This window comes from Microbulbifer sp. MCCC 1A16149 (assembly GCF_050368945.1).
In the GTDB taxonomy this organism is placed as follows: domain Bacteria; phylum Pseudomonadota; class Gammaproteobacteria; order Pseudomonadales; family Cellvibrionaceae; genus Microbulbifer.
In genome coordinates, this window is sequence record NZ_CP185959.1 from 2,674,091 (window position 1) to 2,699,373 (window position 25,283).

A 25,283-nucleotide genomic window follows, 5' to 3' on the forward strand; every position below is an offset into this window, starting at 1 on the left:
TGGCCAGATTTTTCGAACTAACAAAACTGAAATCTTAAAAAGACCAGGAGCACAATAACCATGCAATGGAAAAAGCCCTTCAAGAAACTTGCCGCTTCGCTGGCACTGGCCGTGGGATTCTCCTCGGGATCAGTTTCAGTCAACGCAGAGGACCTCGGCTACCCGGAAAAAGAAGAGCTGACGTTCGGCTTTATCAAACTCACTGATATGGCTCCCATTGCCGTCGCTTATGAGAAAGGCTTCTTCGAAGACGAGGGCCTGTACGTCACCATCGAAGCCCAGGCCAACTGGAAAGTCCTGCTGGATGGCGTTATCGATGGACGCCTCGATGGCGCGCATATGCTCGCGGGCCAGCCGATCGCTGCCACCATGGGTTTCGGCACCAAGGCCGACATCATCACGCCTTTCTCCATGGACCTGAACGGCAACGGCATCACGGTTTCCAACACCATCTGGGAACAGATGAAGCCGAATATTCCGAAGATGGAAGACGGACGCCCGGTGCACCCGATCAAGGCCGATGCACTCAAGCCTGTGGTGGAAAAATACAAGGCAGATGGCAAGCCGTTCAATATGGGTATGGTGTTCCCGGTATCCACGCACAACTACGAACTGCGCTACTGGCTGGCTGCCGGAGGCATTCACCCCGGCTACTACGCGCCGCACAAGGGAGACATCTCCGGCCAGATCGATGCAGACGCACTGTTGTCTGTCACCCCGCCCCCGCAGATGCCCGCCACTCTCGAGGCCGGCACCATTTACGGCTACTGCGTTGGTGAACCCTGGAACCAGCAGGCGGTGTTCAAGGATATCGGCGTACCGGTAGTTACCGATTACGAAATCTGGAAAGACAACCCGGAAAAAGTATTCGGAATAACCAAAGAGTTCGCCGAGAAGTATCCAAATACCACTGTGCGTATTACCCGCGCCCTGATCCGCGCCGCCATGTGGCTGGACGAAAACAACAACGCAAACCGTCCGGAGGCAGTGAAAATCCTGTCGCAATCCAATTATGTAGGTGCCGACTACGATGTCATCGCCAACAGTATGACCGGCACCTTCGAGTACGAAAAAGGTGACAAGCGCGAAGTACCGGATTTCAATGTTTTCTTCCGCTACAACGCCACTTACCCCTACTACTCCGATGCCATCTGGTATCTCACCCAGATGCGTCGCTGGGGCCAGATTTCCGAAGACAAGCCGGATACCTGGTACAAGGAACTCGCCTCCAAGGTCTATCGCCCGGATATCTACGAGGCCGCCGCCAAGTCTTTGATCGCTGAGAAGCTGGCCAAGCCGGAACAGTTCCCCGACTTTGCCACCGAAGACGGCTTCCGCGATCCGCAGACTCACTTTATTGACGGCATCGTCTACAACGGCCAGAAACCCAACGAGTATATCGACAAGTTTTCTATCGGTCTGAAGTCTGGCCAGAAGCTCTGATCAACCTAGAGCGAACCGGGCTCGCCAGCCGGGTCCCGGTTCGCATCGAAAGATAACAATCAAAAGTCATTTGAAAACTCAACGAATACACTCATTCAGAGTGCCGAGGTAACAGAAGATGAACACCACTACTGTGAACACCGGAAAGTTTTATGGTTTCAGGTTGCCGCAACTGAACAGTGTTTGGCTGAGTAATGCCATTCGCCTGGTGGCGTTGCCGCTGGCTGGCATCCTTGCCTTTCTGCTTCTGTGGTCTGTCACCGCACAAAAGATCGATACCTCTCTGGGCAAGTTCCCCGGCCCCTCTGCAGTGATGGAACAGTTCGATGCGCTCTACAGTGAACACCAGCGCTCGCGAGAAAAGGAGCACGCCTTCTACGAACGCCAGGAAGTCCGCAATGCAAAGCGTGTTGCCGAAGACCCCTCTTATGTTCCCAAAATCCGCGACTATACCGGCAAGGAAACCTTTATTGACCAGATCTTTACCAGCCTGATCACGGTCATGAGCGGGTTCCTGTTAGCCGTTGCCATTGCCATTCCATTGGGGATTGCGGTCGGCCTGAGTAAAACCCTGAACAGTGCTGTGAACCCAATCGTTCAGATCTTCAAGCCGGTGTCGCCGCTAGCCTGGTTGCCATTAGTGACCATGGTGGTTTCCGCCGTGTACACCACCCCGGAGCCAATGGTGGCCAAATCATTCCTCAACTCAATGATTACTGTGACCCTGTGTTGCCTGTGGCCCATGGTGATCAATACAGCCGTAGGCGTTGCTGGCATTGATAACGACCTGGTGAATGTGAGCAAGGTACTGCGTCTGCCGGCACTGCGACATGTCCAGAAAATTGTACTGCCTGCCTCGGTACCGATGATTTTCACCGGTATGCGCCTTTCTCTGGGCGTGGCCTGGATGGTACTGATCGCGGCGGAAATGCTTGCACAAAACCCGGGGCTCGGAAAATTTGTCTGGGATGAATTTCAGAACGGTAGCTCCGATTCACTCGCGCGCATTATGGCCGCGGTACTGGTGATCGGATTTATTGGCTTTCTGCTGGACCGCGGCATGTTGGCACTACAGAAACTGGTTTCCTGGGACAACTCCGCCGCGCAATAACGGAGCGAACAGAAAGCGTAGGCATAGAGAAACCAGCACAGTTACCGAATTAAATTTGTGGAGATCGAGACAATGAGTGTACTTCTGGATATCAGTCATATCGATATGGAATTCCCTACTCCCAAGGGACCTTTCACTGCCCTTCGGGATGTGGACCTGAAAATTCAGCAGGGTGAATTCGTATCCCTGATCGGTCATTCCGGCTGCGGTAAATCCACCGTGCTGAATGTGGTTGCGGGGCTCTATCAGGCAACCCGTGGTGGCGTCATTCTTAATGGCAAGGAAGTGACCGAACCCGGCCCGGAGCGTGCTGTGGTTTTCCAGAACCACTCTTTACTGCCCTGGCTCACGGCGTACGAAAATGTCGAACTGGCGGTAAAGCAGGTATTCGGCCGTAGTAAATCCAAAGCAGAGACGCGCCAGTGGATCGAACACAACCTGGAACTGGTACATATGAGTCACGCCATGCACAAGCGTCCCGGGGAAATCAGCGGTGGTATGAAGCAGCGCGTCGGCATCGCCCGCGCACTCGCGATGCAGCCCAAGGTGCTGCTGATGGATGAACCATTCGGCGCGCTGGATGCACTGACCCGTGCACATATGCAGGATTCCCTGATGGAGATCCAGGCCGAGCTGAATAACACCGTGATCATGATTACCCACGACGTGGACGAAGCAGTCTTGCTCTCTGACCGCATCGTGATGATGACCAATGGCCCCGCCGCTACTATCGGCGAAATCCTTGACGTAAACCTCGAGCGACCACGGCATCGACTGGAGCTGGCCGATGACCAGCTTTACAACCAGTACCGGGCCAAAGTTCTGAAGTTCCTGCACGAACGTCACAGTAAACCCGATGTGCCGACAACAAAGTCCAAACCCCAGAAAACCGAAACTTCTTCCTCCGCGACGTCAAAAAACAAAACGAGCGTACCGGAAACTGTTGATAACGCAGCCTGAATTACCGCATAAAATAGCAAACCGAATTACCTGAGCGACAGTGGGTCAACGCTGTCGACAGGGGCCCCTGCGCCCAAAAAACTGAGCAGGGGGCGAAAGGAACTACACGATTCTCTGAAAAAGGAAAACAACATGAAAAGCCAGAACCTTCTGACAAACGCTCTCCAATCCGCAGTTCAACGCCGAACACTCGCACTCGCTGTTAGCACCCTGAGTGTCGCAACGGTAACCGCACCCGCCTTTGCGCAGGAAATGACGGAAACCGAAGCGCCCGCAGTAACCAGCTTCGGCGAAGCCCTCGCCCAGGGTGAAGCCACTCTCGGCTTCCGTGCGCGTACCGAGATGGTCGACGTAGATGGTAACGATGTGGACTTAACCAGCCTTCAGACGCGGCTCACTTATTCTTCTGCCACTTATCAGGGCTTCAGCACTCTGATCGAAATGGACGACGTTACGCATATCACCGATTTTGAAGGTGGCATCGGCGACCCCGAAGGAACCGAAGTCAACCAGGCTTATCTGGCCTACACCACTGGTGCCACCACGTTTAAATACGGACGTCAGCGAATTCTGTTGGACAACCAACGTTTTGTTGGCGGTGTCGGTTTCCGCCAGAACGAACAGACGTACGACGGATTTAGTGCAAGTAATACCAGCATTGCCGACACCACCCTGTTCCTGGCACACGTACACAACGTCAATCGTATCTTCGGTGAAGACAGTCCCATTGGTGACCACACCAATGACACCTATCTACTGAATGCAAAATACGCAGGCCTGTCCGCCGGTGCCCTGAGTGGCTACGCCTACCTGATTGACAATGAGGATGCCGCGGCTTTCTCCACCGATACCTACGGTGTCCGCTTCGCCGGTAGTCAGGAAGCCCTGAGCTATGCGCTGGAATATGCTACCCAGTCTTCTGCGGCCAACAACCCGGCAGATTACGACGCCGATTACCTGCTGGCTGAAGGCGCTTACAAACTTGGTGCAGTGACACTCGCAGCGGGCTACGAGCTGCTGGGCGCGGATGGTGCAGATGGACAATTCATTACTCCCCTGGCGACGCTGCATAAGTTCCAGGGTTGGAGCGATAAATTTCTCGGCGGCGGCACCGGCAATATTGTCGGCGGTATTGAAGATGTTTACCTGACGGTCGGCACCAGTCTGGGCGGCGTCAAGTTTGCACTCAACTATCACCAGCTCAGTTCTGATGACAGCGGCGTATCCGGCATGGACAAGCTCGGCAGCGAAGCCGGGTTTCTGGTTGCAGGCAAACTCGCCGGGGTCAATCTCAGCATGAAGTACAGCAACTACACCGCAGATGACTTCAGCGTTGACACCAACAAGCTCTGGCTCACTGCGGCAGCGCAATTCTGATCCTGCTCACAGGATACACAGAAGTACCCCAACCCACTCGTTGAGTCTTACCCGGCCGCAAGGCCGGGGATTTTTCCCTCCCATTTTCAATTTCAGGAATGTAAAGATGAAACACACCTTTGCCCTGATACTGCTGTTTCTACTGCTTCCGTTGAACATGGCTGTTGCCGCTGAAGACACCCCATCGGTAACCCCCGGGTTCAATATGGGCGATGCCATCAATATCGCCGGTCGCCAACGGATGCTCTCCCAGCGAATCACCCAATCCTATATCCTCAGAGGCATACAGCCAGAAGCCGAAAAGCACCAGCAGGTGTTCGAGCGCTCGATGGCGGAATTTGAACGCAATCTGAATCAGCTTGCGGCGTTCGAAGCCGCTGCACCGGTGCGCAGTACGCTCAAACTGGTACAGCAGGAGTGGCAGGATTTTTCAGCGATCGCGCGGCAACCGGTGAGTAAATTTACCGCCGCGGAGCTGTTCCAACGCAGCAATACCCTGCTCCCCGCAGCGCATGCGTATGTAATGCGTCTGCAAGCGCTGGCCCACCACAGCAGTGCCGAGCTGGTAAATGTCTCCGGGCGGCAACGCATGCTTTCCCAGCGCATTGCCAAAAACTACGTGGCGCAATTCTGGGGAGTAGCGGGCAGCGATGGCAGCAAGCTGTTATACGAGGATCTTGCTGAATTCGAGCAGATGCTGGCGTTTTTAATGGACAGCCCGCTGAATACCCCGGAAATTACCCGCAACCTGCTCAAAACCCGGGGACACCTGAGTTATGCCAGCCGCGGGTTTGACGGAGAGATGCATATGTCAGAGGCGCGCCAGATTCATGTGATAACCGGCACCACCGATATCATGCTGCGCAATATGAATGTGATTACCGGACAGTACGCGGAACTATTGAATGCCGTGGAGCTGGCGGCGCGCTGATAACTGATCTGCGCCGAATAACGTGCCGCCGCAATAAGGGGCTCCCACCTGAGCCCCTAAAAAGTTACTTCTGACCACAAACCGGGCAAGCGCTGTTTACCGGTAGAGCCAGTGCCCGCCACTCGAGACTCTCAGCCTCGAATAGCTGCAACCGATTCAGGCTGGACAACGGCAGGCCGACCAGCAGCTTGATCGCTTCCAGTGCCTGAGCACTGCCCATCATCCCCAGCGCTGGCCCGATCACACCCACGGTGGAACAGTTCTCCACTTCCGGCAGATCGCTATCGCGCAGCTGTGGCGGGAACAGGCAGGCGTAGCAGGGGCCGCCCTCCGCGCGGAAATCAAAGCTTACCAGCTGTCCGGAAAAGCCGCGCACCGAGGCCATTACCACCGGCACCCGCAGTTCCCGGCAGACGCGGTTGATGACGTGACGGATATCCAGGTTATCGGTGCAATCCAGCACCAGGTCGATTCCCAGCTCGGGTAATTGCGCCGTCAACCACGCCGTATCCGCCATCTGGCAGTGGGCATGAACCCGGATTTCGGGGTTGGCCGCCATCAATTGCTGGGCGGCGACCTGTGCCTTTTCCTTGCCCCGGTGATTGGTTTTGTAGAGTACCTGGCGCTGCAGGTTGGAGATTTCCACCCGATCGCCATCCACCAGGTGCAGCTCACCGACGCCCGCCGCAGCGAGGTATAACGCCGCGGGACTGCCCAGGCCGCCGAGCCCCACAATCATCACTTTTGCCCCGGCCAGTTTTTGCTGACCGGATTCTCCAATCTGGGACAACATAATCTGGCGGCTGTAGCGCTGCAGCTGTTTACGGCTCAACATGACGGCACTCCGGTCAGTGGGACTCTAATACTGTCGCCAATTGTGCCACAGCTTCGCAGTAATCCGGTGCTTTGGTAATTGCCGTGACCACGGCAATACTCCCCACCCCGCTCGCCGCAACCAGCGGAGCACGCTGGAGATTGATCCCTCCAATGGCGACCAGTGGATGGTCAGGCAACAGCGCCGCCATACGGGCGAGCTTCTCGGGCCCCTGCAACTGGTCACTCATATCCTTGGTATTGGTAGCGTAGATGGCGCCGATGGCGAGGTAGCTGGGACGAAACTGGTATGCGTACAGCAGCTCGAAGAAACCGTGGGTGCTGATGCCCAGTTTCAGCCCGGCGGCCTGAATCGCATTCAGGTCCGCGCTCTGTAGATCCTCCTGACCGAGATGCACACCGTAGGCACCGCACTCAATCGCCAGTTGCCAGTAATCATTGATAAACAGACGCAGGCTGTAATCGCGGCCGATGGCAACCGCTCGCTCGATCTGTCGGCGGAGGTCATCTCCGGGATTCTTGATGCGCAGCTGCAGCGTGCGCACACCGGCTTTTGCCAGCCGCTCAATCCATTCAACCGAGTCCACCACCGGATAGACTCCCAACCGATTGCTGTCGGGCTGGGCAAACTCCGCCGCATGTCGCTCCGCCAGCTGTTGGGAGTGGCAGCCGTAGCGCTTAGCCCGCTCACTCCCTTTTACCAGCACCTGTGGGAAATCCTGCAATTCCTGCGGCCACCCGCAGTGCCCTACCGGACCGGGGCCAGCGCCAATGTGTTCGCTAGTGCCCAGCCGCAGTCCGTGTCGCACGTAGGCATTAGCCACCACACAGGCGTCCTGCAGCGGGTAACCCTGAGCAAGCAGTGCTGCGATGGCTGACGACAGGGTGCAACCGGTACCGTGGGTGTTGCGAGTATCAATTTTCTGCCCGATTAACCAGTCTTCCGTCACAGTGTCGTCGCAACCGCGACAAAGCAGGTCAGCGGTGGTACCCGGTTCTATTTCAAAATGGCCACCGGTAACCAGCAGTGCACTCTCGCAATCACCGCGCACTCTTCGTGCAGCAGCCACAATAGACTCAGCGCTTCCCAGTACTGTCCCCGCACTGACGTCTGTTAGCCACGCCAGCTCCTCAGTGTTGGGGGTTATCAGATCGCACAGGGGTAAAAGCTCGTTCAAAACCGCGGCGCCGGTACGGTCTTCGGTAAGTCGGGCGCCGCTGGTGGCCACCGCTACCGGATCATAGACCACCGGTATTTGCACACCCCGCGCCTTCAGTGCACGCAGAAACTTGGCCACCAGTTTGACCTGCCCCGCATTGGCCAGCAGGCCAATTTTGATCGCCGCGGGTTTCAGATCTTCACACAATGCATCGAGCTGCGACTGTAAAACCTCATCGGAAACGGCATTGATTGCGGGCACTCCGAGTGTGTTCTGCGCGGTATTGGCGGTAATCGCGCTACAGCCATGGACACCGAGATCGTGCATGGTAAGAAGATCGGCCTGGATGCCGGCACCGCCACCGGAGTCGCTGCCGGCAATCGTCCAGACAATCGGTTTACGCACAACCGGACGCGCCGGTTTGACTGCGCTCATGCCTTTTCTCCATCGCTGACAGTCTGCTGCCAGAAGGGCATATCCAGCGTGGGGGTACTGGGGCTTGCAGTCTGGCGTTTCAGCATCAGGCCCGCCTTGCGCGCCGCGTGGCCGGACTCGATGGCGAGCCTGAAGGCCTCGGCCATCAGTACCGGGTTCTGCGCCTTGGCGATAGCGGTGTTCAACAGCACTGCATCAAAGCCCATTTCCATCGCCTCCGCCGCCTGGGAAGGTGCACCGATTCCCGCGTCGATGATCAGTGGTGTATCCGGCAATCGCTCGCGCAGGGTCTGCAGGTTGTACTTGTTCATCAATCCGCGACCGGTGCCGATGGGCGATCCCCAGGGCATCAGTACCTCGCAGCCTACATCCAGCAATTTGCGGCATACCACCAGATCGTCGGTGCAGTAAGGCAAAACCTTGAAGCCCCGCTTGACCAGCTCCCGCGCGGCTTCCACCAGACCGTAGGGGTCCGGCTGCAGGTTGTAGTCATCGCCGATCACCTCCAACTTCAGCCAGTCGGTTGCGAAGATTTCACGGCTCATTTCCGCCAGTGCGATGACCTCCTTCGGAGTTTTGCAGCCCGCGGTATTGGGCAACAACTGACAGCCGGACGCCCGGATATAGTCCCAGAGCATTTTTCCCTGCTGCTGTTCCGGGCTCTGGCGCCGCAGGGACAGGGTAATAATTTCTGCACCGGAGGCAGCCACGGCTTCGCGCATGATCGCCGGTGACGGGTATAGCGCAGTGCCCACCAGCAGACGGCTGTCGAATTCTTTACCGTAGAGTTTCAGTTTTTCCATCATTCAGCCTCCGACAACCGGGGCAACGATATCGAGGCGGTCGCCGGGTTTGAGTCGGGCTTCATCGTAGGTACCTCGCGGCACAAAGTCGCCGTTACAGGCGACGGCGAAGGTCTCGCCGCTATAGCCCAGTTGTTCCAGTATTGCGGCGACAGTATCGCCTTGCTTTGCGGTGACGGTCTCACCGTTGACCAGTAATTGCATCAGGTCACCTGTGCTGTGGCTAAAGTTTGAGTCTGCTTTCCGATTTCGCTTTCCGCTTTTTGCACCAGTGCCGGCGCCAGCAAATAGCCGTGGCGGAACAGTCCGTTGACGCGGATAAGGCCTGGCTCGCTTTCCACTACGGGCAAGTTATCCATGGTGGCAGGACGACAGTTGACGCGGGTCTCGATAACCCGCGCTTCGGCGAACGCAGGATGGATCGAGTAGAGGGCGCTGGAGAGCTCCATGGTGGAACGCAGGGAGATCGGCGAGAGGTCATCGCTTTCGATTTCGGTGGCGCCGATGACGGTGCGGTTGTTTGCTCTGGGCACGACATAGAGCTGGTATCTTGGATGCAGCAGTCGTACCGGTCGCTGGAGTTGCACCTCCGGTGTTTCCACGACCATGACTTCACCGCGCACGCCGCGCAGTCCCTGGACCTGGTTGCGGGCGCCGAGTCCGCGGGTATCGATGACCAGGTCAAATGATTCTGTGCCGCCGGCGCTCTCTATTTTTCCGGGGCAGCACTCTGCGGGAGTATTTTCACGAAGTTGAACGTGATCTTGCTTGAGCGCTTGCAACAGTGCGGGGAGCAGTTCTCTGTTGTCTATGTCGGCTTCGCTGGCGAGAAACAGCCCCTGATCGAAGCGTTCCAGTTCTGGCTCCAGATTTCGTAGGCCGGAGTTATCCAGCCATTGCAGCTGCCCGCCGTTTTCTCTCCCGAGTTTCGCACTCAGTTCCTGCTGGAATTGCAGAAGTTCGTTGCGGTCCTGAGGGTGGGCGATGAGGATGCTGCCGGATTGGCGGTAGTCGACTTGGCTTCCGGTTTGGTGTTCCAGTTGTTTTACCCAATGCGGCCAGTGTTGCAGGCTTTGCATGCCCAGCTCGTAGATGGGCAGCGGGCAATTGAACAGTTCCGAAAGCGGGGAGATCATGCCGGCAGCAGCGTGGCAAGCGCCCCCAGGAGTTTCCAGGCTGCCGGATTCGAACAATGTAATCCGATGGCCTTTTTCGGAAAGTCGCCAGGCTAGGAGGCGGCCCATCAGGCCGGCGCCTGCTATTGCGATGTTTAGTTCGGCTTGTGCCACAGCATAGTTCCGGGGTTCGTTGTCGGCTAAATTAGGGCGGCAGCGCTACGGGTAAGCCTTTGCCAGACACACCGTGAACCCATCCATGGGGGCTCTTCTGCGAGGTCCCTCTCGCAGAAGGTCTGGCAAAGGCTTACCCGCATCGCTGCCTTCGCTTTTGACGCTGCGTTTTCTATCGGTTCGGGGTTACCCCTTGTGATAAATCTCTGCGCCTAGTTCTTTGAACTTGATGGACATTTCTTCCATGCCCTGCTCCGCTTCCTGCTTCGATGCCTCTAGTTTTCGGGAATAGTCACGCACATCCTGAGTAATTTTCATCGAGCAGAATTTCGGCCCGCACATGGAACAGAAGTGGGCGACCTTGCCGGATTCTTTCGGCAGGGTTTCATCGTGATACATGCGCGCGCGTTCGGGATCGAGGCCGAGGTTGAACTGATCTTCCCAGCGGAATTCGAAGCGGGCTTTGGACAGAGCGTCATCGCGCTTGTAGGCACGTGGGTGCCCTTTGGCCAGGTCGGCGGCGTGGGCGGCAATTTTGTAGGCCATGAGGCCTTCCTTGACGTCTTCCTTGTTCGGCAGCCCGAGGTGTTCTTTGGGCGTGACGTAACACAGCATGGCGCAGCCCATACTGCCGATCATGGCGGCGCCGATGCCGGAGGTGATGTGGTCGTAGCCGGGAGCGATGTCGGTGGTCAACGGGCCGAGGGTATAGAACGGGGCGCCGTGGCAGTGTTCCAGCTGCTCGTCCATGTTTTCCTTGATCTTGTGCATGGGCACGTGGCCGGGGCCTTCGATCATGGTCTGTACGTCGTGCTTCCAGGCGATTTCAGTGAGTTCACCGAGGGTGTGCAGTTCGCCAAACTGGGCTTCGTCGTTGGCATCGGCGATACAGCCGGGGCGCAGGCCGTCGCCCAGGGAGAAGCTGACATCGTAGGCTTTGAGAATTTCACAAATGTCCTCGAAGTGCGTGTAGAGGAAGTTCTCCTTGTGATGTGCGAGGCACCATTTGGCCATGATGGAGCCACCGCGGGAGACGATACCGGTGACGCGATTGGCGGTGAGCGGTACATAGCGCAGAAGTACGCCAGCGTGGATGGTGAAATAGTCCACACCCTGCTCTGCCTGTTCAATCAGGGTATCGCGGAAGACTTCCCAGTTGAGGTCTTCAGCAATGCCGTCAACTTTTTCCAGTGCCTGGTAAATCGGCACGGTGCCAATAGGTACCGGGGAGTTGCGCAGAATCCACTCGCGGGTCTCGTGGATATTCTGGCCGGTGGACAGATCCATGACGGTGTCGCCGCCCCATTTGATAGACCACACCAGTTTTTCGACTTCCTCTTCAATCGAGGAAGTTACCGCGGAGTTGCCGATATTCGAGTTCACTTTACACAGGAAATTGCGGCCGATAATCATCGGCTCCAGTTCTGTGTGGTTGATATTCGCGGGAATAATCGCGCGGCCTTCGGCCACTTCGCGGCGCACGAATTCCGGAGTGATTTGCGGCGGAATATAGATGCCTTCACGGGCCTTTTTATAATCCGCATCGCTCAGTTGTTCGGCAAGTGCGGCGCGACCCATGTTTTCGCGGATGGCGATAAATTCCATTTCCGGGGTGATGATACCCTGACGGGCGTAGTGCATCTGGGTGACGTTTTTGCCCGCTTTCGCTTTGCGTGGTGCGGGCAGGTTGTCGAAACGGATATGGTCGAGTCCCTGATCCGCCATACGTTTCTGGCTGTATGCGGCCTGACGGGTTTCAAGGATTTCACTGTCGCCGCGGGCTTCGATCCACTGTTGACGCAGTTTGGGCAGACCATCGCGGACGTTGGGTTTGTAGTCCGGATCAGAATATGGGCCAGCGGTATCGTAAACCTGGAGCGGTTCGTTGGGTTCAAATACGGGGTTGTTTTCATCGCCACCGACAAGGCTCTGGCCGAGGCAGATTTCACGCACGCCCACGTTTACGCCCGGATGTTCACCTTGTAGATAAACTTTGCGGGAGTTGGGGAATTGCTGGGCGGTGAGGTTATCCAGAAAATCTTTGGCGCTGTCGCGCTGGGCACTGCGGCTGCTTTTGCTGGCTTTGTTCTGCGGTTCTGCGACTTGAGACATACTGACCCCTTGCGTCGTTTCCTGACGCATTTTCCATAAATGGTTCCGTGAATGGATTGCCGGGGATGCGGTAGAGGTGAGCAGTTTTTGAGCGCAGCGTGATAAAAGTGGCGCTCAAAATGTAGCGAATTCAGATCTTGTTTCCTACGCGGGGGTTACCCCGATCAGGTTCAACGGATCTCGCAACAGCGATCTCAGCCCGAAGGCACTCCGACAAGTTGGGGCCGAGTATAGGGGATGAATTTTGATTTGAACAGGAACGAGGGAGGGGATTTGTGAATTGTGGCGTGCTGCGGGTCTTATCGGGCAGTACAGATATTCAGTTCTGGTGGCGGCGCTGCCACCGGGGGCTGGTTCGCAAGACACGCCGTGAACCCATCGCTGGGGGCTCTTCTAAAACATCCCTGTTTTAGAAGGTCTTGCGAACCAGCCCCCGGCGTCAGCGCCTTCTCATCTGAGGTACAGCTCCGAATCGAGTTAGATAACCAGCGTTTTCTGGTAGCTCATTTCACGAACCGCATAACTTACCCCTTCCCTACCGACACCACTCTCTTTTACACCGCCAAACGGGAAGTGTTCAGCGCGGAACCCGGGGCCATCGTTGACCGCAAGTAGCCCCACATCCAGCTGGTTGTAGAGACGCTTGGCCAGTGCGAGGTTCTGGGTAAATACGCCCGCCTGCAGGCCGAAAGGGGAGCTGTTGATCAGGGATACCAGCTCTGCTTCGTCGTCAAATTTACGCAACGGCACCACAGGGCCAAAGGTTTCTTCGGCGACCAGTTCGGCATCGTCAGCAATATTGTCGAGAATCGTCGGCCACAGGATATTGCCTTCGCGCTTGTGTCCGAACAGGACACGGGCGCCAGTATCTACAGCCGCCTGGATACGCCCCTCGACTTCGTCTGCCGCCGCGGTGTGGATCAGGGGGCCGACGAAAGTTTCGTCTTCAGCCGGATTGCCGACTTTGAGCTTCGCGGTGGCGGCTACCAGCTTATCCGCGAAGGCATCAAACACTTCACTGTGGACAAACAGGCGTTTGGCCGCCGTGCAGCGCTGGCCGGCGGTGGCGAAACGCTGGTTGATAGTGGCGCCGACGGCGGCGTCGAGGTCGGCGTCTGGCATGACAATCAGGGGATCGTTGCCACCCAGTTCAAACAGCATTTTTTTGTAGCCGGCATTGGCAGCAATGGCGTTGGCCGCGGCAGTGCCGCCGGTGAAATTGATCGCGTGGATTTCCGGGTGGGATACCGCGTAGCTGGTGGCATCGATATCCGGAATCAGCATTTGCAGGACAGATTTGTCCATGCCCGCGGCATAACAGAGTTCTACCAGCAGTTCTGCGGAGCGCTTGTTCTGTGGGCCGGGCTTGAACAGGATGGTATTTCCCGCGGCAAAAGCAGGGCCGATTTTGTGCACCGCGATATTGATAGGGAAGTTGAACGGGGTAATACACAATACGGTGCCCAGGGGCTTCCACAGCACTACGCCAATTTTCTCACGCATGGGCGGATAGGCATCGGAGTCCAGCGCTTCGCCGTTGATACTGCGCGCTTCCATGGCGCTGGCGAGTGCAGTGTTGTAAGCGCGGTCAATTTCCACACGGCTATCGCTGATGGTTTTGCCGGTCTCTTCGGTAATCAACGCTGCCAGGTCTTCCTTACGCTCCTGAATCAACCGGGCGAGCTTGAGCAGAATATTCGAACGCTCAAATGCCGGAGTCGCCTGCTGGGTCCCGCGCCCCTGTTTCAGAAGTTCAATCGCAGCCTTCACTTGCTCACGAGTATGGAAGTCGTAGGCCTCAATCTGCTCGCCATTGAAAGGATTGATGATCTGGTAATCGGCCATTGTGTGTACCTGTAGTGTGAGCACCTGATTTTTATTGTGCTATTAACTGGTAAATAATGCGGGCGCCGGCGATCACGAGTGCCGCGCGCATCAAATTGAAAAACAGTTCGCTGTCGATTCGATTCAGCAGGGCAATGCCAATACGCGTACCGATCACTGCGGCGACAGTGAGCAGCAGAATCAGCCCCAGGTGGTCGGAAAACGCAAAGCCCAGATAGATGAAGGCGGGCACTTTGAGCGCATGACACCAGGCCTGCATAACGGACTTGTTCGCAACAATTTCCTTCGGGCTCATATCCTTGCGCACAAAGAAAGCCGCCAGTAGTGGATCTACCGCGCCGGCGATAATACCGAGGGTGCCGGTGGCGATACCCACCCAGAAAAAATTACGCGCTTTAAGGCGTATTTCCGGTAGTTTCTTGGGCTTGAATACGGTGTAAAAGATCAAGCCGGCGAGGAGAATCAGCGGTAGTTGCTGCCAGTCGAGATTGGCGAGCCCCAGGGTCATGGCGGCGGAGCCGAGAGTGCAGCCCACAAAGAACGGAATACACTGGTCCCAGCGGATATGCTCACGCACGTAGACGATACGGGCCAGATTGTTGAGCAGCTGTACGGCACCGTGAATAGGTACCAGCATACGCAGGGGGATGGCCACATTGAGGGCGGCAAACATCAGGATACCGCCTGCCCCCCCGGTTACCGCGGATATAAACGCGCTGACCACGCACACCAGCAGCAGCGCGCCCAGCATCAGACCGGAATTCTGGCCGGGTAACAGATTGAACAACTCTCCCAGCTCTGCCAAAGCCGACCTCGCCCGTCTTGTATGAATTGGTTGGTTTACGCCGCAGCGACCCCTTTACTGGTCGGTTTTTCAGCGATGCCCAGTCTACGCTCAGGACAGGGGCAAACCCAGTAGTCACGGGCCCCAAACTGGTTAATTAGGGACTCCACCCGATTCCTGAAGGGGGACTTTACACTGATTTCATGAAGCCCGACACCAGTACCGCCATGCGCGAAATCATCACCGAAGCACACACCGAGAGGTTCATCTACCACCTATAATTTACATCCACCAGGCGTTATTGCCACACGGCAGAATTAGGGAAATCAGGGACCACGCTATGGGCCGGGCACTGCCGCTGAAAGCCTACAGAATGGGCATTGATACCCACGAAGAGCCCATCGTATTTATGCGCAAGGACTGCGCCATTTGCCGCGCAGAAGGGTATACCGCCAATACGCGCTTACAAATAAAGGCCGGTAAACAGACGCTTATTGCCACGCTCAATACCGTGGCCGAGAAGATTCTGCCGCAGGGGTATATTGGTTTTTCTGACAGTGCCTGGGAATTCCTCGATCTGCAGGACGACGTAGTGGTACATGTGCACCACTCTCCCCTCGTGCCATCCCTCAGTGCCCTGCGCAAGAAAATCTATGGTCACCGTCTGAATTCACTGGAGGTGACCAGCATCATCCGCGATATCGGCAAACGCCTGTATTCGGATATCGAAATCGCCAGCTTTCTAACGGCCTGTGCCGGAGGGCGTCTTGACAGTACAGAGACCACGGCGCTGACGACCGCCATGATCGACAACGGCAACCGTCTGTACTGGCCGGACTACAAGCGTGTCTTCGACAAGCACTGTATCGGGGGCCTGCCCGGCAATCGCACCACGCCCATAGTGGTGGCTATCGCCAGCGCTGCCGGTCTGGTGATTCCCAAAACCTCCTCCCGCGCGATCACTTCCCCCGCAGGAACCGCAGATACCATGGAGGTATTGACGAATGTCGATCTGCCCCTGGAACAGATCCGCAACGTTATTACCCGCACCGGGGCCTGCCTGGCGGCTGGCGGGGAGGTCGGGTTGAGCCCCACCGATGATCTGCTGATCCGTATCGAACGCGCCCTTGACCTGGACAGTGAGGGACAACTGGTGGCCTCGGTACTTTCAAAAAAAATGGCCGCGGGCTCCACCCATATCCTGATTGATATGCCGGTGGGCCCCACCGCGAAAGTGCGCGACCAAAAGCAGGCGGAGAGGCTTAAATCGCTGTTTCAGGCGGTGGCGAGCGGACTCGGCGTGGAGGTCCGCTGTGTGCAAACCGATGGCACTCAAGCAGTAGGCTGGGGCATAGGCCCCGCGGAAGAGGCTCGAGATGTACTGAGCGTTTTGCGCAATGAGGAACACGCCCCCGCCGATCTTACCCAACGGGCACTGTTCCTCTCCGCGCAACTCTTGTGCATGGCCAGTAATATCAGCGCGGAGCAGGCGCACCAGAATGCCCGCGAGATACTCGAATCAGGTAAGGCTTTACAGCAGTTCCTTAATATCTGCGAAGCCCAGGGCGGCCTTCACGAAGTTCCCAGCGCCAGCCACCACATTGAACTGCGCAGCAAATGGGGCGGGCATTTGCGCAGTATGGACAACCGCCGCCTGGCACACCTGGCCAAAGTAGCCGGCGCCCCTTCTTCCCCGGAAGCCGGCCTGCGCCTGCAGGTCAAAGTGGGTGACAACATCCAGGCGGGCCAATCACTGGCCACGCTCCTGGCTCAGACGCCGGGGGAACTGGCCTATGCAAGGGAGTACTTCCACCAGAACCGGGATCTGTTTGACGTGGCTCCAGTGGATACCCCCGCCCGGGCTTGAAAGGACTTACCAGGAATACTGCAGATGTCACAACCAATTCTGTTTACCCTGGAAAAGGCGCTTCCACTGCTGGCGCCTTTAAGTGCGGGCCTGAGTGCGGAAAGCGGAAAGCTGGTGACACGACGCTTCCCGGATGGAGAAACTTATCTGCGGGTACTATCGCCAGTCGGCGGTCGCCACTGCGTAGTGCTCGCCAATCTCCTGCAGCCAGACACCAAAATTCTCCCACTCCAGTTTCTCGCCCATACTCTGCGGGCACAGGGCGCCGCCAGTGTGGGACTGGTGGCGCCCTACCTCAGCTATATGCGTCAGGACACGGTGTTCAATCCGGGCGAAGCGGTGACTTCACGTATTTTTGCCGAAGTAATTTCCTCGGCCGTCGACTGGCTGGTGACCGTCGACCCGCACCTGCATCGCTATCAAAACCTCAACGAAATTTATTCAATCCCGGCGCTGGCCGTTTCCGGAATGCCGGCATTGCAATCCTGGATCGCCACACAGCCCGATGCTCTATTGATCGGACCGGATGCCGAAAGCCGGCAATGGGTGGAAACGCTGGCGAAAGCGACCGGCCAACATTTCGTCGTCGGCAAGAAGCAACGGCGTGGCGACCGCGATGTGCAGGTATCACTGACGGCTGCGAACAATATTTCCCATGCGACGTCCGCGATCGTCGTCGACGATGTTATTTCCAGCGGCCATACCGTGCTGGAAACGATTTCCGCGCTGCAACGGACTGGCGTAAAGAAAATTTCCTGTGCGGCGGTACACGGCGTATTCGCAGAAAACGCCGATCGAAAAATACTGGAGGCCAGCACAGGTCCGCTGGCAGTGAGCAATAGTATTCCCGGCGATTACTGCACCTTTGACCTGTCGCCACAACTGGTTCCGGTGATCAACAACCTGCTTGCGGACATCGAAAATGGCGACTTGAGAGACGCGTACCCATGAATATTACTTTCCTCGGCGGAACGGGCACGGTTACCGGTTCCAAATTCCTGGTCAGCGTGGATGATGGTAAAACAGAGTTTCTGGTGGACTGCGGCATGTTCCAGGGCTACAAATGGCTGCGGGAGCGCAACTGGGAAGCTCCCCTGTTCGATTACCGCCACCTCAAGGGGATAGTCCTCACCCACGCTCACCTCGATCATTCCGGTTATATTCCGCGGCTATACCAGTTGGGATATCGCGGTCCCGTCTACTGCCACCACGCAACCCGTGACCTCTGCTCGATTCTGCTGCCCGATGCGGGACACATTCAGGAAGAAGACGCCCGCTATTACCAGCGCCACAAAATCGGTAAGCACGCCCACCCACAACCCCTGTACAACGGCGATACCGCGGAACAGTGCCTGGCGCTTTTCCAGCCGGTGGGGTTTGATGAGAAGTTCACAATTGGCAGTGCAACGCTGCAAATCCAGCCCGCGGGCCACATTCTCGGAGCCGGCAGTGTCATCCTCGACGCCGATGGCAAGCGGGTGGGGTTTTCCGGCGACGTGGGGCGACCGGATGACCTCATCATGCATCCGCCGCGACCACTACCGGCGCTCGATCTGCTGCTACTGGAATCCACTTACGGCGACCGCCGTCACCCGCAGATTGATCACGCGCAACAACTGGCAGAAATCGTCAATAACACCCTCGGCCGCGGGGGCGTGGTGCTGATTCCGAGTTTCGCCGTGGGACGGGCACAGACCCTGCAATATCTGCTGCTGACATTGATGCGGCAAAAGAAAATTCCCAAGGTACCCGTATTCCTCGACAGCCCCATGGCCATCGATGCATCGGAGATCTATGCCCGCTACCCGGACCAGCACCGGCTGAGCGCCGCAAACTGCACCTTCATGTGCAGTGGCATCCAGTACACCCGCAGCGTGGACCAGTCCAAGGCTCTGGAAAACATCCAGTACCCACACATCATCATCGCCGGCAGCGGTATGGCAAGTGGCGGCCGCATACTGCACCATATGAAGCGATTACTGCCCGACCACCGCGCGACCGTGTTGTTTGCCGGTTACCAGGCCGGCGGCACCCGTGGGGCCCGCCTGCTGGCCGGCTCCCAGAGCGTGAAAATTCACGGCGAGTACATCCCCTGCAAGGCACAGATAGAACTTCTGGAAGGGCTGTCAGCCCACGCGGATTACGTGGAACTGGGGGAATGGCTTTTACAGTCGGAACTGGAAGCGGGAACGCAGATTCAACTGGTGCACGGTGAACCCGACTCCGCCGACTGCCTGCGCCTCTACTTGCAGGACAATACCCCCTTCCGCGCACGGGTTGCCGGTTATCGGGAAATTCTGCGCCTGTAAGTGCGGATAGCGGGGAAGGAACCTGGCGAACAAAAAAAGCGGCGCAACCGAAGTTGACGCCGCTTTTTTACAGCTGCAGATCGCTGTTGGATCAGCCGGTGACGTTACCGTAGCTCATCAGGCGCTGGTAGCGTTTTTCCAGCAGCTCATCCAGCGGCACCGCAGTCAGCTTGTCCAGCTGTTCGGACAGACGATCGCGCAGACGGGCGGCCATCAGGTCCGGATCGCGGTGAGCGCCGCCCAGCGGTTCCGGCAGGGTCTCGTCCACAATGCCCAGCTCTTCCAGCACACTGGAGGTCACCCCCATGGCCTCGGCCGCCAGCGGCGCCTTCTCCACGGTTTTCCAGATGATATTGGCGCAACCTTCCGGGGAAATCACAAAGTAGGTGGAGTACTGCAGCATGTTCAGCTGGTCGCCCACACCGATCGCCAGTGCACCGCCGGACGAGCCCTCGCCAATCACGGTGCAGATGATCGGGGTGCGCAGGCGTGACATAACCGCCAGGTTCTTGGCGATTGCCTCGGAAATACCGCGCTCCTCACTGTCGATGCCCGGGTATGCCCCGGGAGTGTCGATCAGGGTCAGCACCGGCATTTTGAAGCGCTCGGCCATTTCCATGATGCGCTGGGCCTTGCGGTAGCCTTCCGGCTTCGGCATGCCGAAATTACGCTTCACCTTCTCGTTGACCGAGCGCCCTTTTTCCTCACCAATCACCGCCACCGGGCGGCCTTCGAGGCGGCCGATACCAGCGATGATTGCCTGGTCGTCACCAAAGTGACGATCGCCGTGCAGCTCGTCCCAGTCAGTGAAAATACGCTCGATATAGTCCTTCGCGTAGGGACGCTGCGGATGACGCGCCACCTGCACGATCTGCCACGGAGACAGGTCGGAATACAGGGACTCGGTGAGCTTCTCGCTCTTTTCCCGCAGACGGGTGATCTCTTCAGCGATGTTGAGGTCGTTGTCGTCCCCTACGTGCTGAAGCTCCTTGATCTTGCTTTCCAGTTCCGCAATCGGCTGTTCAAACTCGAGAAAACTGAAGTTCATTTATTTCGCGCCTTGATAATTCTGTGGGCCTGCCAATTGTTGGAAAATGCGACCAAAATACCCCAAATGGTCGCAAACAGGCCCCGTCTACTGAAAATGGCGGCTAGCTTACCGGCATAGGACCACCCAGTCGAGTGCACAGCGCACCTACCCATAACTCCGGTGTCCAAATTGCCCCAATTGCTGGCGAGGGTGCTGGCGAGAGCCAATACCCGGCCAATTCGAACCCGTTGGCTTCTGATTACTGCCGTTGAGTGTAGTTGAGCTGTACCCGCTCACGACCAACCACCTCCCGCAGGGACTGGATCAGCTGGTCGTTTGGTTCCACTTTCCACTCGTCCGCGAGCCGGAAGGTGCCGCGCGCGTCGCTGCGCTCAACTTCCACAAGGATCGGACAGCCGCCCCCGACGTACGGGCGCAGGCAGGCACTCAGTCGCTGCCCCATCTTGGGCAATGCCTGGGCGCTGTCGAGCTTCAGGGTCACGCCGATCACGCTGCCGCTGCGCAGGTCATCCAGTGTGGACACCCCGTTCACGCTCATCTTCAGGCCGCCACTGTAGTCGTCGTGCGAAATCGAGCCTTCCAGTACCAGCAGGGAATCTTTCACCAGCTTTTCCCGATGCTCGCCAAATGCCTCGCTGAACACCGCCGCCTCGATACGCGCACTGCGGTCATCCAGGGTGACAATGGCCATGGAATCTCCGCGTTTGGTCTTCATGACCCGCATGCCTACTACCAGGCCCGCGACCTTCTGGTTTTCGCGCCCGGGTTTCAGGTCCGCGATACGGGCCTTCACCAGATGCTTGAGTTCTTCTTCATATTCATCGATCGGGTGGCCGGTCAGGTACAGACCGAGGGTGTTTTTCTCTCCCTCGAGACGCTCGCGGATCCCCCAGGGGCGCGCGTTGCGGAAGTCTTCGTACACATCGCCGTCCGAGGCGGAGCGCACCACCTCCCCAAACAGGTCCATCATACCGGCACTGTCGTTCTTGCTCTGCTGCTCGGCGGACTTCACCGCTTCGTCCAGCGCGTTGAACAACACCGCGCGGGAGTAATCGAGACCGTCCACGCCGTTGGTATCCGGGCCAATGCTATCCAGCGCACCGGAACGTACCAGGGCCTCTAGCGCGCGTTTGTTCACCTTGCGCGGATCGATACGGGAGCAGAAATCGAACAGGTCGGTAAAGGGCCCGCCCTGCTCGCGCTCGGCGATAATATTGTCGATGGGGCCCTCACCGAGCCCCTTGATCGCGCCCAGGCCGTAAATGATGCGGTTATCCACATCCACCGAGAACTGGTAGGTACCCAGGTTTACATCCGGCGGCACCAGGTCGAGCTTCATCGCCCGACACTCTTCGATAAAGGTTACGACCTTGTCGGTCTTGTCCATGTCCGAAGACATGGTCGCGGCCATAAACTGCGCCGGGTAGTGCGCCTTCAGCCACGCGGTCTGGTATGACACCAGGGCGTATGCCGCGGAGTGAGATTTGTTGAAGCCGTAACCGGCGAACTTCTCCACCAGGTCGAAGATCTTGATCGCCAGCTCCGGGTCTACGCCCTGCTCCTTCGCGCCTTCCTCAAAGGTCGCCCGCTGCTTGGCCATTTCCTCGGGCTTTTTCTTACCCATGGCCCGGCGCAGCATGTCCGCGCCGCCGAGGGTATAGCCCGCGAGTTCCTGGGCAATCTGCATCACCTGTTCCTGGTAAACAATTACCCCGTAAGTGGGCTCCAGGATCGGTTTCAGTTTCTCGTGTTGATACTTGGCATCCGGGTAGGCCACCTGGGCGCGGCCGTGCTTCCGGTTGATGAAGTCGTCCACCATGCCCGACTGCAGCGGGCCGGGACGGAACAGGGCCACCAGGGCGATCATGTCCTCGAGGTTATCCGGCTGCAGGCGCTTGATCAGGTCCTTCATACCGCGGGATTCCAGCTGGAATACCGCGGTAGTCTCGGCGCGCTTGATCATCTTGTAGGTTTCGGCATCGTCCAGCGGCAGCGCCTCGATCACCAGCGGCTCTTCACCCTCGCGCGCGCGCTTCTCGTCCACCATCGCCTTGGCCCAGTCGATGATGGTCAGGGTCCTCAGACCAAGGAAGTCGAACTTCACCAGGCCCGCGTCTTCCACGTCGTTCTTGTCGAACTGGGTAACCAGGCCGGCACCGGTCTCGTCACAATAGAGCGGCGCAAAGTCTGTCAGCTTGGTGGGGGCGATTACCACACCACCGGCGTGCTTGCCCACGTTCCGCGCCACACCTTCCAGCTGCAGGGCCATCTCCCAGATTTCCTGGCCTTCCTCGTCGTTCTCGAGGAATTCGCGCAGTACCTCTTCCTGTTCGAATGCCTTTTCCAGGGTCATGCCCGGATCCGGCGGAATCATTTTCGAGAGTTTGTCCGCAAGGCCATAGGATTTACCCTGCACCCGCGCCACGTCCCGCACCACCGCCTTCGCGGCCATGGTACCGAAGGTAATGATCTGGCTCACCGCGTTACGGCCGTAATTGTCGGCCACGTAACTGATCACCCGGTCGCGCTTTTCCATACAGAAGTCGACGTCGAAGTCGGGCATGGATACACGTTCCGGGTTAAGGAAACGTTCGAACAGCAGGTCGTATTGCAGCGGGTCGAGGTCGGTAATTTTCTGCGAGTAAGCAATCAACGAGCCCGCACCGGAACCCCGCCCCGGGCCCACCGGAATATTGTGATCCTTCGCCCACTGGATAAAGTCCATTACGATCAGGAAGTAACCGGGGAATCCCATCTGGATAACGATATCCAGCTCGAAGCGCAGGCGGTCTTCATAGACTTTCTTGCGCGCTTCGTAATCCGGCGCGGACTTATCCAGGATAAATTCGAGTCGCTCGTAGAGGCCGTCGAAAGAGATCTTTTCGAAGAATTCGTTTTCCGTCATCCCTTCCGGAATCGGAAACTGGGGCAGGAAGTATTTACCCAGCTGAATCGGCGAGGAACAGCGACGGGCAATTTCCACGGTATTCTGCAGTGCTTCGGGAATATCCTTGAACAGCTCCTGCATCTCCTCCGGGGTACGCAGATACTGCTCGGAAGAATAGCGGCGCTCACGGCGCGGATCGTCCAGGGCGCGGCCCTCACGGATACACACCCGCACCTCGTGTGCCTCGAACTCACTGTCTTCGAGGAAGCGCACATCGTTAGTGGCAACCACCGGCAGGTTCAGCTTTCCCGCCAACGCAGCCGCAGCGTGCAGGTATTCTTCATCTCCCGGGCGCCCGGTACGCTGCAGCTCGAGATAGTAACGCCCAGGGAAAATCCGCTCCCACTCCTGTGCCAGCGCCTCGGCCTGTGCATTGCGCCCCGCAATCAGCGCGCGCCCCACATCGCCGTATTTGGCACCGGACAGCATCAACACCCCTTCCGATGCCTGCTCGATCCACTCCCGCTCCACAAACGCATGTCCGTGGTACTGGCCTTCCATCCACGCACGGGAAATCAGCTCGGTGATATTGCGATAGCCGGTGGTGTTCATGGCATAAAGCGTCAACAGTGTCGGCTGTTCCTCACCACCTTCCTTCAGCCAGAAATCCGCACCGGTAATCGGCTTGATACCGGCGCCCATACAACCTTTGTAGAACTTTACCTGGCCGTAGAAATTCGTCTGATCCGTGATCGCCACTGCCGGCATTTCCAGCTCGGCGACACGATTGACCAGCGGCTTGATGCGCACCAGGCCATCAATCAGAGAGTATTCAGTGTGAATTCTTAAATGTACGAAGGGTTGGGTCATAGTTTTTCTATTTGGTTTGGCCCCGGCGGCCCTTGGATTGGCGCTCTGATCCGGGGCGCGCCGAGCGGTAAGACCTTCCCGGGACACGCTGTAAATACGTCCCTGTACGCTCTGCACCGGCATCCCTGCCGGTGAAGGTCCCGGGAAGGTCTTCCCGCTCGACGCTTAGTGCAATTCTGGTAAATTTTTTCTTCGTAAGCCCAAGCTGCTAACTGGCTTGGTGCCCAATAATTTCTGACGAAGTGATATGGTCAAATGCGAAGGCGGAGCAGCGGGTGCGAGTTTTCAGGAGCGTCGCAAACAGGATGTTTGCGCCGCAGCGCCCAGGGATGGATTCACAGGGGGGCGCCTAGCCCGGTCCTGAAAACTCGTACCCGCTGATCCGCCGCCACAAGGTCGGACAAAACGAACCACAAAAGGTCAGTCAGACCACCAAACCCGCTTCATCGCCACAGCCCGCTCATGGCACGTCCCCAATACCTGCTTCTTCTCGGCATTAGACATCCGGCCCCACTGACTGATCTCAGCCCCGGAACGAAAACACCCCTCACAGATATCGTCACGATTCAACGCACAAACGGAAACACAAGGCGACTTCACCGGAAACTCGAATTCAGCTTCGGGGTCTTTGTCTTTCACCCGACTCCAGTCACTCTCGGCCATCACTCAGACCTCAACCAACTCTTCCGCAAACCGCTTGCCATTCGCCACGTAAATATCGCTACTAGCCTTCAACAACTCAAACGTCGACTCATCCAGCGACTTCACCACCTTACCCGGGCTGCCCAGCACCAGAGAGTAATCCGGAATCTCCGCATTCTCCGTCACCAGCGCATTCGCCCCAATGATGCAGCACTTGCCGATTTTGGCCCCATTCAGCACCACCGCATTCATGCCCACCAGCGAATACTCACCAATCTGACAACCATGCAGTGTCACCTTGTGGCCCACCGTCACCCCGGTGCCGACAACCAGCGGCATGCCAGGGTCCGTATGCAGCACAGAGCCATCCTGAATATTTGCCCGCTCACCAATGGTGATCAGGTCATTGTCACCGCGAATCACCGCGTTAAACCACACCGAACTGTGGGGCAGCATCAGCACATTGCCGACCACCCGGGCGCCAGGCGCCACATAGTGGCCCTCGCCTTCCAGCTGCGGCTGTTTATCGCCCAATCTGTACAGCATCTGGCCTCCCTCTCACGGTTCTGCTCG

The 25,283-nt window shown here is 57.5% G+C and carries 20 protein-coding genes and 1 riboswitch; of the genes, 8 read left to right on the top strand and 12 right to left on the bottom strand.

Features of this window, described 5'->3' with window-relative positions; genetic code table 11:
* Positions 1-60 precede the first annotated feature (60 nt).
* The 5 genes from ACONT6_RS11295 to ACONT6_RS11315 all read left to right on the top strand — a co-directional run bounded on the left by ACONT6_RS11295 (position 61) and on the right by ACONT6_RS11315 (position 5,822).
* The gene (locus ACONT6_RS11295; protein WP_428818622.1) at positions 61-1,443 is read left to right on the top strand and encodes a CmpA/NrtA family ABC transporter substrate-binding protein; all 1,383 of its coding nucleotides are present in this window, start codon (positions 61-63) and stop codon (positions 1,441-1,443) included.
* Positions 1,444-1,561: 118 nt separating this feature from the next.
* A complete protein-coding gene (locus ACONT6_RS11300; protein WP_428818623.1) occupies positions 1,562-2,554 on the top strand; it encodes an ABC transporter permease in 993 nt (330 codons plus the stop codon).
* Between the two features lie 72 nt (positions 2,555-2,626).
* Positions 2,627-3,514 (top strand): ABC transporter ATP-binding protein, encoded by an 888-nt coding sequence (locus tag ACONT6_RS11305; protein WP_428818624.1) that lies wholly within the window; start codon positions 2,627-2,629, stop codon positions 3,512-3,514.
* Positions 3,515-3,646: 132 nt separating this feature from the next.
* Entirely contained in the window at positions 3,647-4,891 is a 1,245-nt protein-coding gene (locus tag ACONT6_RS11310) for an alginate export family protein (RefSeq protein WP_428818625.1), read from the top strand.
* Between the two features lie 106 nt (positions 4,892-4,997).
* On the top strand, positions 4,998-5,822 hold the full coding sequence (locus tag ACONT6_RS11315) for a type IV pili methyl-accepting chemotaxis transducer N-terminal domain-containing protein (RefSeq protein WP_428818626.1): 825 nt from the start codon (positions 4,998-5,000) through the stop codon (positions 5,820-5,822).
* Positions 5,823-5,886: 64 nt separating this feature from the next.
* Here the strand turns inward: ACONT6_RS11315 and ACONT6_RS11320 are convergent, their stop codons facing one another.
* From ACONT6_RS11320 to ACONT6_RS11355, 8 genes are all read right to left on the bottom strand, one after another.
* Positions 5,887-6,657, bottom strand: coding sequence for a HesA/MoeB/ThiF family protein (locus tag ACONT6_RS11320; RefSeq protein ID WP_428818627.1), 771 nt, complete (start codon positions 6,655-6,657; stop codon positions 5,887-5,889).
* Between the two features lie 13 nt (positions 6,658-6,670).
* Positions 6,671-8,251, bottom strand: coding sequence for a thiamine phosphate synthase (gene thiE, locus ACONT6_RS11325; RefSeq protein WP_428818628.1), 1,581 nt, complete (start codon positions 8,249-8,251; stop codon positions 6,671-6,673).
* The gene (locus ACONT6_RS11330) at positions 8,248-9,057 is read right to left on the bottom strand and encodes a thiazole synthase (protein WP_428818629.1); all 810 of its coding nucleotides are present in this window, start codon (positions 9,055-9,057) and stop codon (positions 8,248-8,250) included. The genes thiE and ACONT6_RS11330 overlap by 4 nt, the downstream gene beginning before the upstream one ends.
* Entirely contained in the window at positions 9,058-9,258 is a 201-nt protein-coding gene (gene thiS, locus ACONT6_RS11335) for a sulfur carrier protein ThiS (protein WP_428818630.1), read from the bottom strand.
* Positions 9,258-10,343, bottom strand: a complete 1,086-nt coding sequence (gene thiO / locus ACONT6_RS11340; protein ID WP_428818631.1) for a glycine oxidase ThiO — start codon at positions 10,341-10,343, stop codon at positions 9,258-9,260. Before thiO ends, thiS begins: the two co-directional genes overlap by 1 nt.
* A gap of 186 nt (positions 10,344-10,529) precedes the next feature.
* Positions 10,530-12,455: a phosphomethylpyrimidine synthase ThiC gene (thiC, locus tag ACONT6_RS11345; protein WP_428818632.1), complete on the bottom strand. Its 1,926-nt coding sequence runs from the start codon at positions 12,453-12,455 to the stop codon at positions 10,530-10,532.
* Between the two features lie 124 nt (positions 12,456-12,579).
* A riboswitch (TPP riboswitch) is annotated at positions 12,580-12,678 on the bottom strand.
* Positions 12,679-12,932: 254 nt separating this feature from the next.
* A complete protein-coding gene (gene safD / locus ACONT6_RS11350; protein WP_428818633.1) occupies positions 12,933-14,300 on the bottom strand; it encodes a sulfoacetaldehyde dehydrogenase SafD in 1,368 nt (455 codons plus the stop codon).
* Positions 14,301-14,331: 31 nt separating this feature from the next.
* A complete protein-coding gene (locus ACONT6_RS11355; protein ID WP_428818634.1) occupies positions 14,332-15,105 on the bottom strand; it encodes a sulfite exporter TauE/SafE family protein in 774 nt (257 codons plus the stop codon).
* A gap of 319 nt (positions 15,106-15,424) precedes the next feature.
* On the opposite strand from ACONT6_RS11355, the gene ACONT6_RS11360 reads away from it, so the two are divergent.
* The 3 genes from ACONT6_RS11360 to ACONT6_RS11370 are packed head-to-tail and all read left to right on the top strand — an operon-like array spanning position 15,425 to position 19,260.
* Entirely contained in the window at positions 15,425-16,951 is a 1,527-nt protein-coding gene (locus tag ACONT6_RS11360) for a thymidine phosphorylase family protein (RefSeq protein WP_428818635.1), read from the top strand.
* 24 nt (positions 16,952-16,975) lie between these two features.
* Positions 16,976-17,902 carry a ribose-phosphate diphosphokinase gene (prs, locus tag ACONT6_RS11365; protein ID WP_428818636.1) on the top strand — a complete coding sequence of 309 codons (927 nt, stop codon included), beginning with the start codon at positions 16,976-16,978 and terminating at the stop codon, positions 17,900-17,902.
* Positions 17,899-19,260 carry an MBL fold metallo-hydrolase gene (locus ACONT6_RS11370; protein WP_428818637.1) on the top strand — a complete coding sequence of 454 codons (1,362 nt, stop codon included), beginning with the start codon at positions 17,899-17,901 and terminating at the stop codon, positions 19,258-19,260. Before prs ends, ACONT6_RS11370 begins: the two co-directional genes overlap by 4 nt.
* 91 nt (positions 19,261-19,351) lie before the next feature.
* Here ACONT6_RS11370 and ACONT6_RS11375 read toward each other — a convergent pair whose 3' ends face one another.
* The 4 genes from ACONT6_RS11375 to ACONT6_RS11390 form a co-directional block, all read right to left on the bottom strand.
* Positions 19,352-20,308, bottom strand: a complete 957-nt coding sequence (locus ACONT6_RS11375; RefSeq protein WP_181252675.1) for an acetyl-CoA carboxylase carboxyltransferase subunit alpha — start codon at positions 20,306-20,308, stop codon at positions 19,352-19,354.
* A 241-nt stretch (positions 20,309-20,549) separates the two neighbouring features.
* Positions 20,550-24,068, bottom strand: a complete 3,519-nt coding sequence (dnaE, locus tag ACONT6_RS11380; protein WP_428818638.1) for a DNA polymerase III subunit alpha — start codon at positions 24,066-24,068, stop codon at positions 20,550-20,552.
* A gap of 420 nt (positions 24,069-24,488) precedes the next feature.
* Entirely contained in the window at positions 24,489-24,731 is a 243-nt protein-coding gene (locus tag ACONT6_RS11385; RefSeq protein WP_428818639.1) for a DUF1289 domain-containing protein, read from the bottom strand.
* A 3-nt stretch (positions 24,732-24,734) separates the two neighbouring features.
* The gene (locus ACONT6_RS11390; RefSeq protein ID WP_428818640.1) at positions 24,735-25,256 is read right to left on the bottom strand and encodes a gamma carbonic anhydrase family protein; all 522 of its coding nucleotides are present in this window, start codon (positions 25,254-25,256) and stop codon (positions 24,735-24,737) included.
* Positions 25,257-25,283: the final 27 nt, after the last annotated feature.

Excerpts from the sequence above, each read along its gene's own strand:
- ACONT6_RS11295 (WP_428818622.1), top strand. The coding sequence starts at position 61 with ATGCAATGGAAAAAGCCCTTCAAGAAACTTGCCGCTTCGCTGGCACTG.
- ACONT6_RS11300 (WP_428818623.1), top strand. The coding sequence starts at position 1,562 with ATGAACACCACTACTGTGAACACCGGAAAGTTTTATGGTTTCAGGTTG.
- ACONT6_RS11305 (WP_428818624.1), top strand. The coding sequence starts at position 2,627 with ATGAGTGTACTTCTGGATATCAGTCATATCGATATGGAATTCCCTACT.
- ACONT6_RS11310 (WP_428818625.1), top strand. The coding sequence starts at position 3,647 with ATGAAAAGCCAGAACCTTCTGACAAACGCTCTCCAATCCGCAGTTCAA.
- ACONT6_RS11315 (WP_428818626.1), top strand. The coding sequence starts at position 4,998 with ATGAAACACACCTTTGCCCTGATACTGCTGTTTCTACTGCTTCCGTTG.
- ACONT6_RS11320 (WP_428818627.1), bottom strand. The coding sequence starts at position 6,657 with ATGTTGAGCCGTAAACAGCTGCAGCGCTACAGCCGCCAGATTATGTTG.
- thiE (WP_428818628.1), bottom strand. The coding sequence starts at position 8,251 with ATGAGCGCAGTCAAACCGGCGCGTCCGGTTGTGCGTAAACCGATTGTC.
- ACONT6_RS11330 (WP_428818629.1), bottom strand. The coding sequence starts at position 9,057 with ATGATGGAAAAACTGAAACTCTACGGTAAAGAATTCGACAGCCGTCTG.
- thiS (WP_428818630.1), bottom strand. The coding sequence starts at position 9,258 with ATGCAATTACTGGTCAACGGTGAGACCGTCACCGCAAAGCAAGGCGAT.
- thiC (WP_428818632.1), bottom strand. The coding sequence starts at position 12,455 with ATGTCTCAAGTCGCAGAACCGCAGAACAAAGCCAGCAAAAGCAGCCGC.
- safD (WP_428818633.1), bottom strand. The coding sequence starts at position 14,300 with ATGGCCGATTACCAGATCATCAATCCTTTCAATGGCGAGCAGATTGAG.
- ACONT6_RS11360 (WP_428818635.1), top strand. The coding sequence starts at position 15,425 with ATGGGCCGGGCACTGCCGCTGAAAGCCTACAGAATGGGCATTGATACC.
- prs (WP_428818636.1), top strand. The coding sequence starts at position 16,976 with ATGTCACAACCAATTCTGTTTACCCTGGAAAAGGCGCTTCCACTGCTG.
- ACONT6_RS11370 (WP_428818637.1), top strand. The coding sequence starts at position 17,899 with ATGAATATTACTTTCCTCGGCGGAACGGGCACGGTTACCGGTTCCAAA.
- ACONT6_RS11375 (WP_181252675.1), bottom strand. The coding sequence starts at position 20,308 with ATGAACTTCAGTTTTCTCGAGTTTGAACAGCCGATTGCGGAACTGGAA.
- dnaE (WP_428818638.1), bottom strand. The coding sequence starts at position 24,068 with ATGACCCAACCCTTCGTACATTTAAGAATTCACACTGAATACTCTCTG.
- ACONT6_RS11385 (WP_428818639.1), bottom strand. The coding sequence starts at position 24,731 with ATGGCCGAGAGTGACTGGAGTCGGGTGAAAGACAAAGACCCCGAAGCT.
- ACONT6_RS11390 (WP_428818640.1), bottom strand. The coding sequence starts at position 25,256 with ATGCTGTACAGATTGGGCGATAAACAGCCGCAGCTGGAAGGCGAGGGC.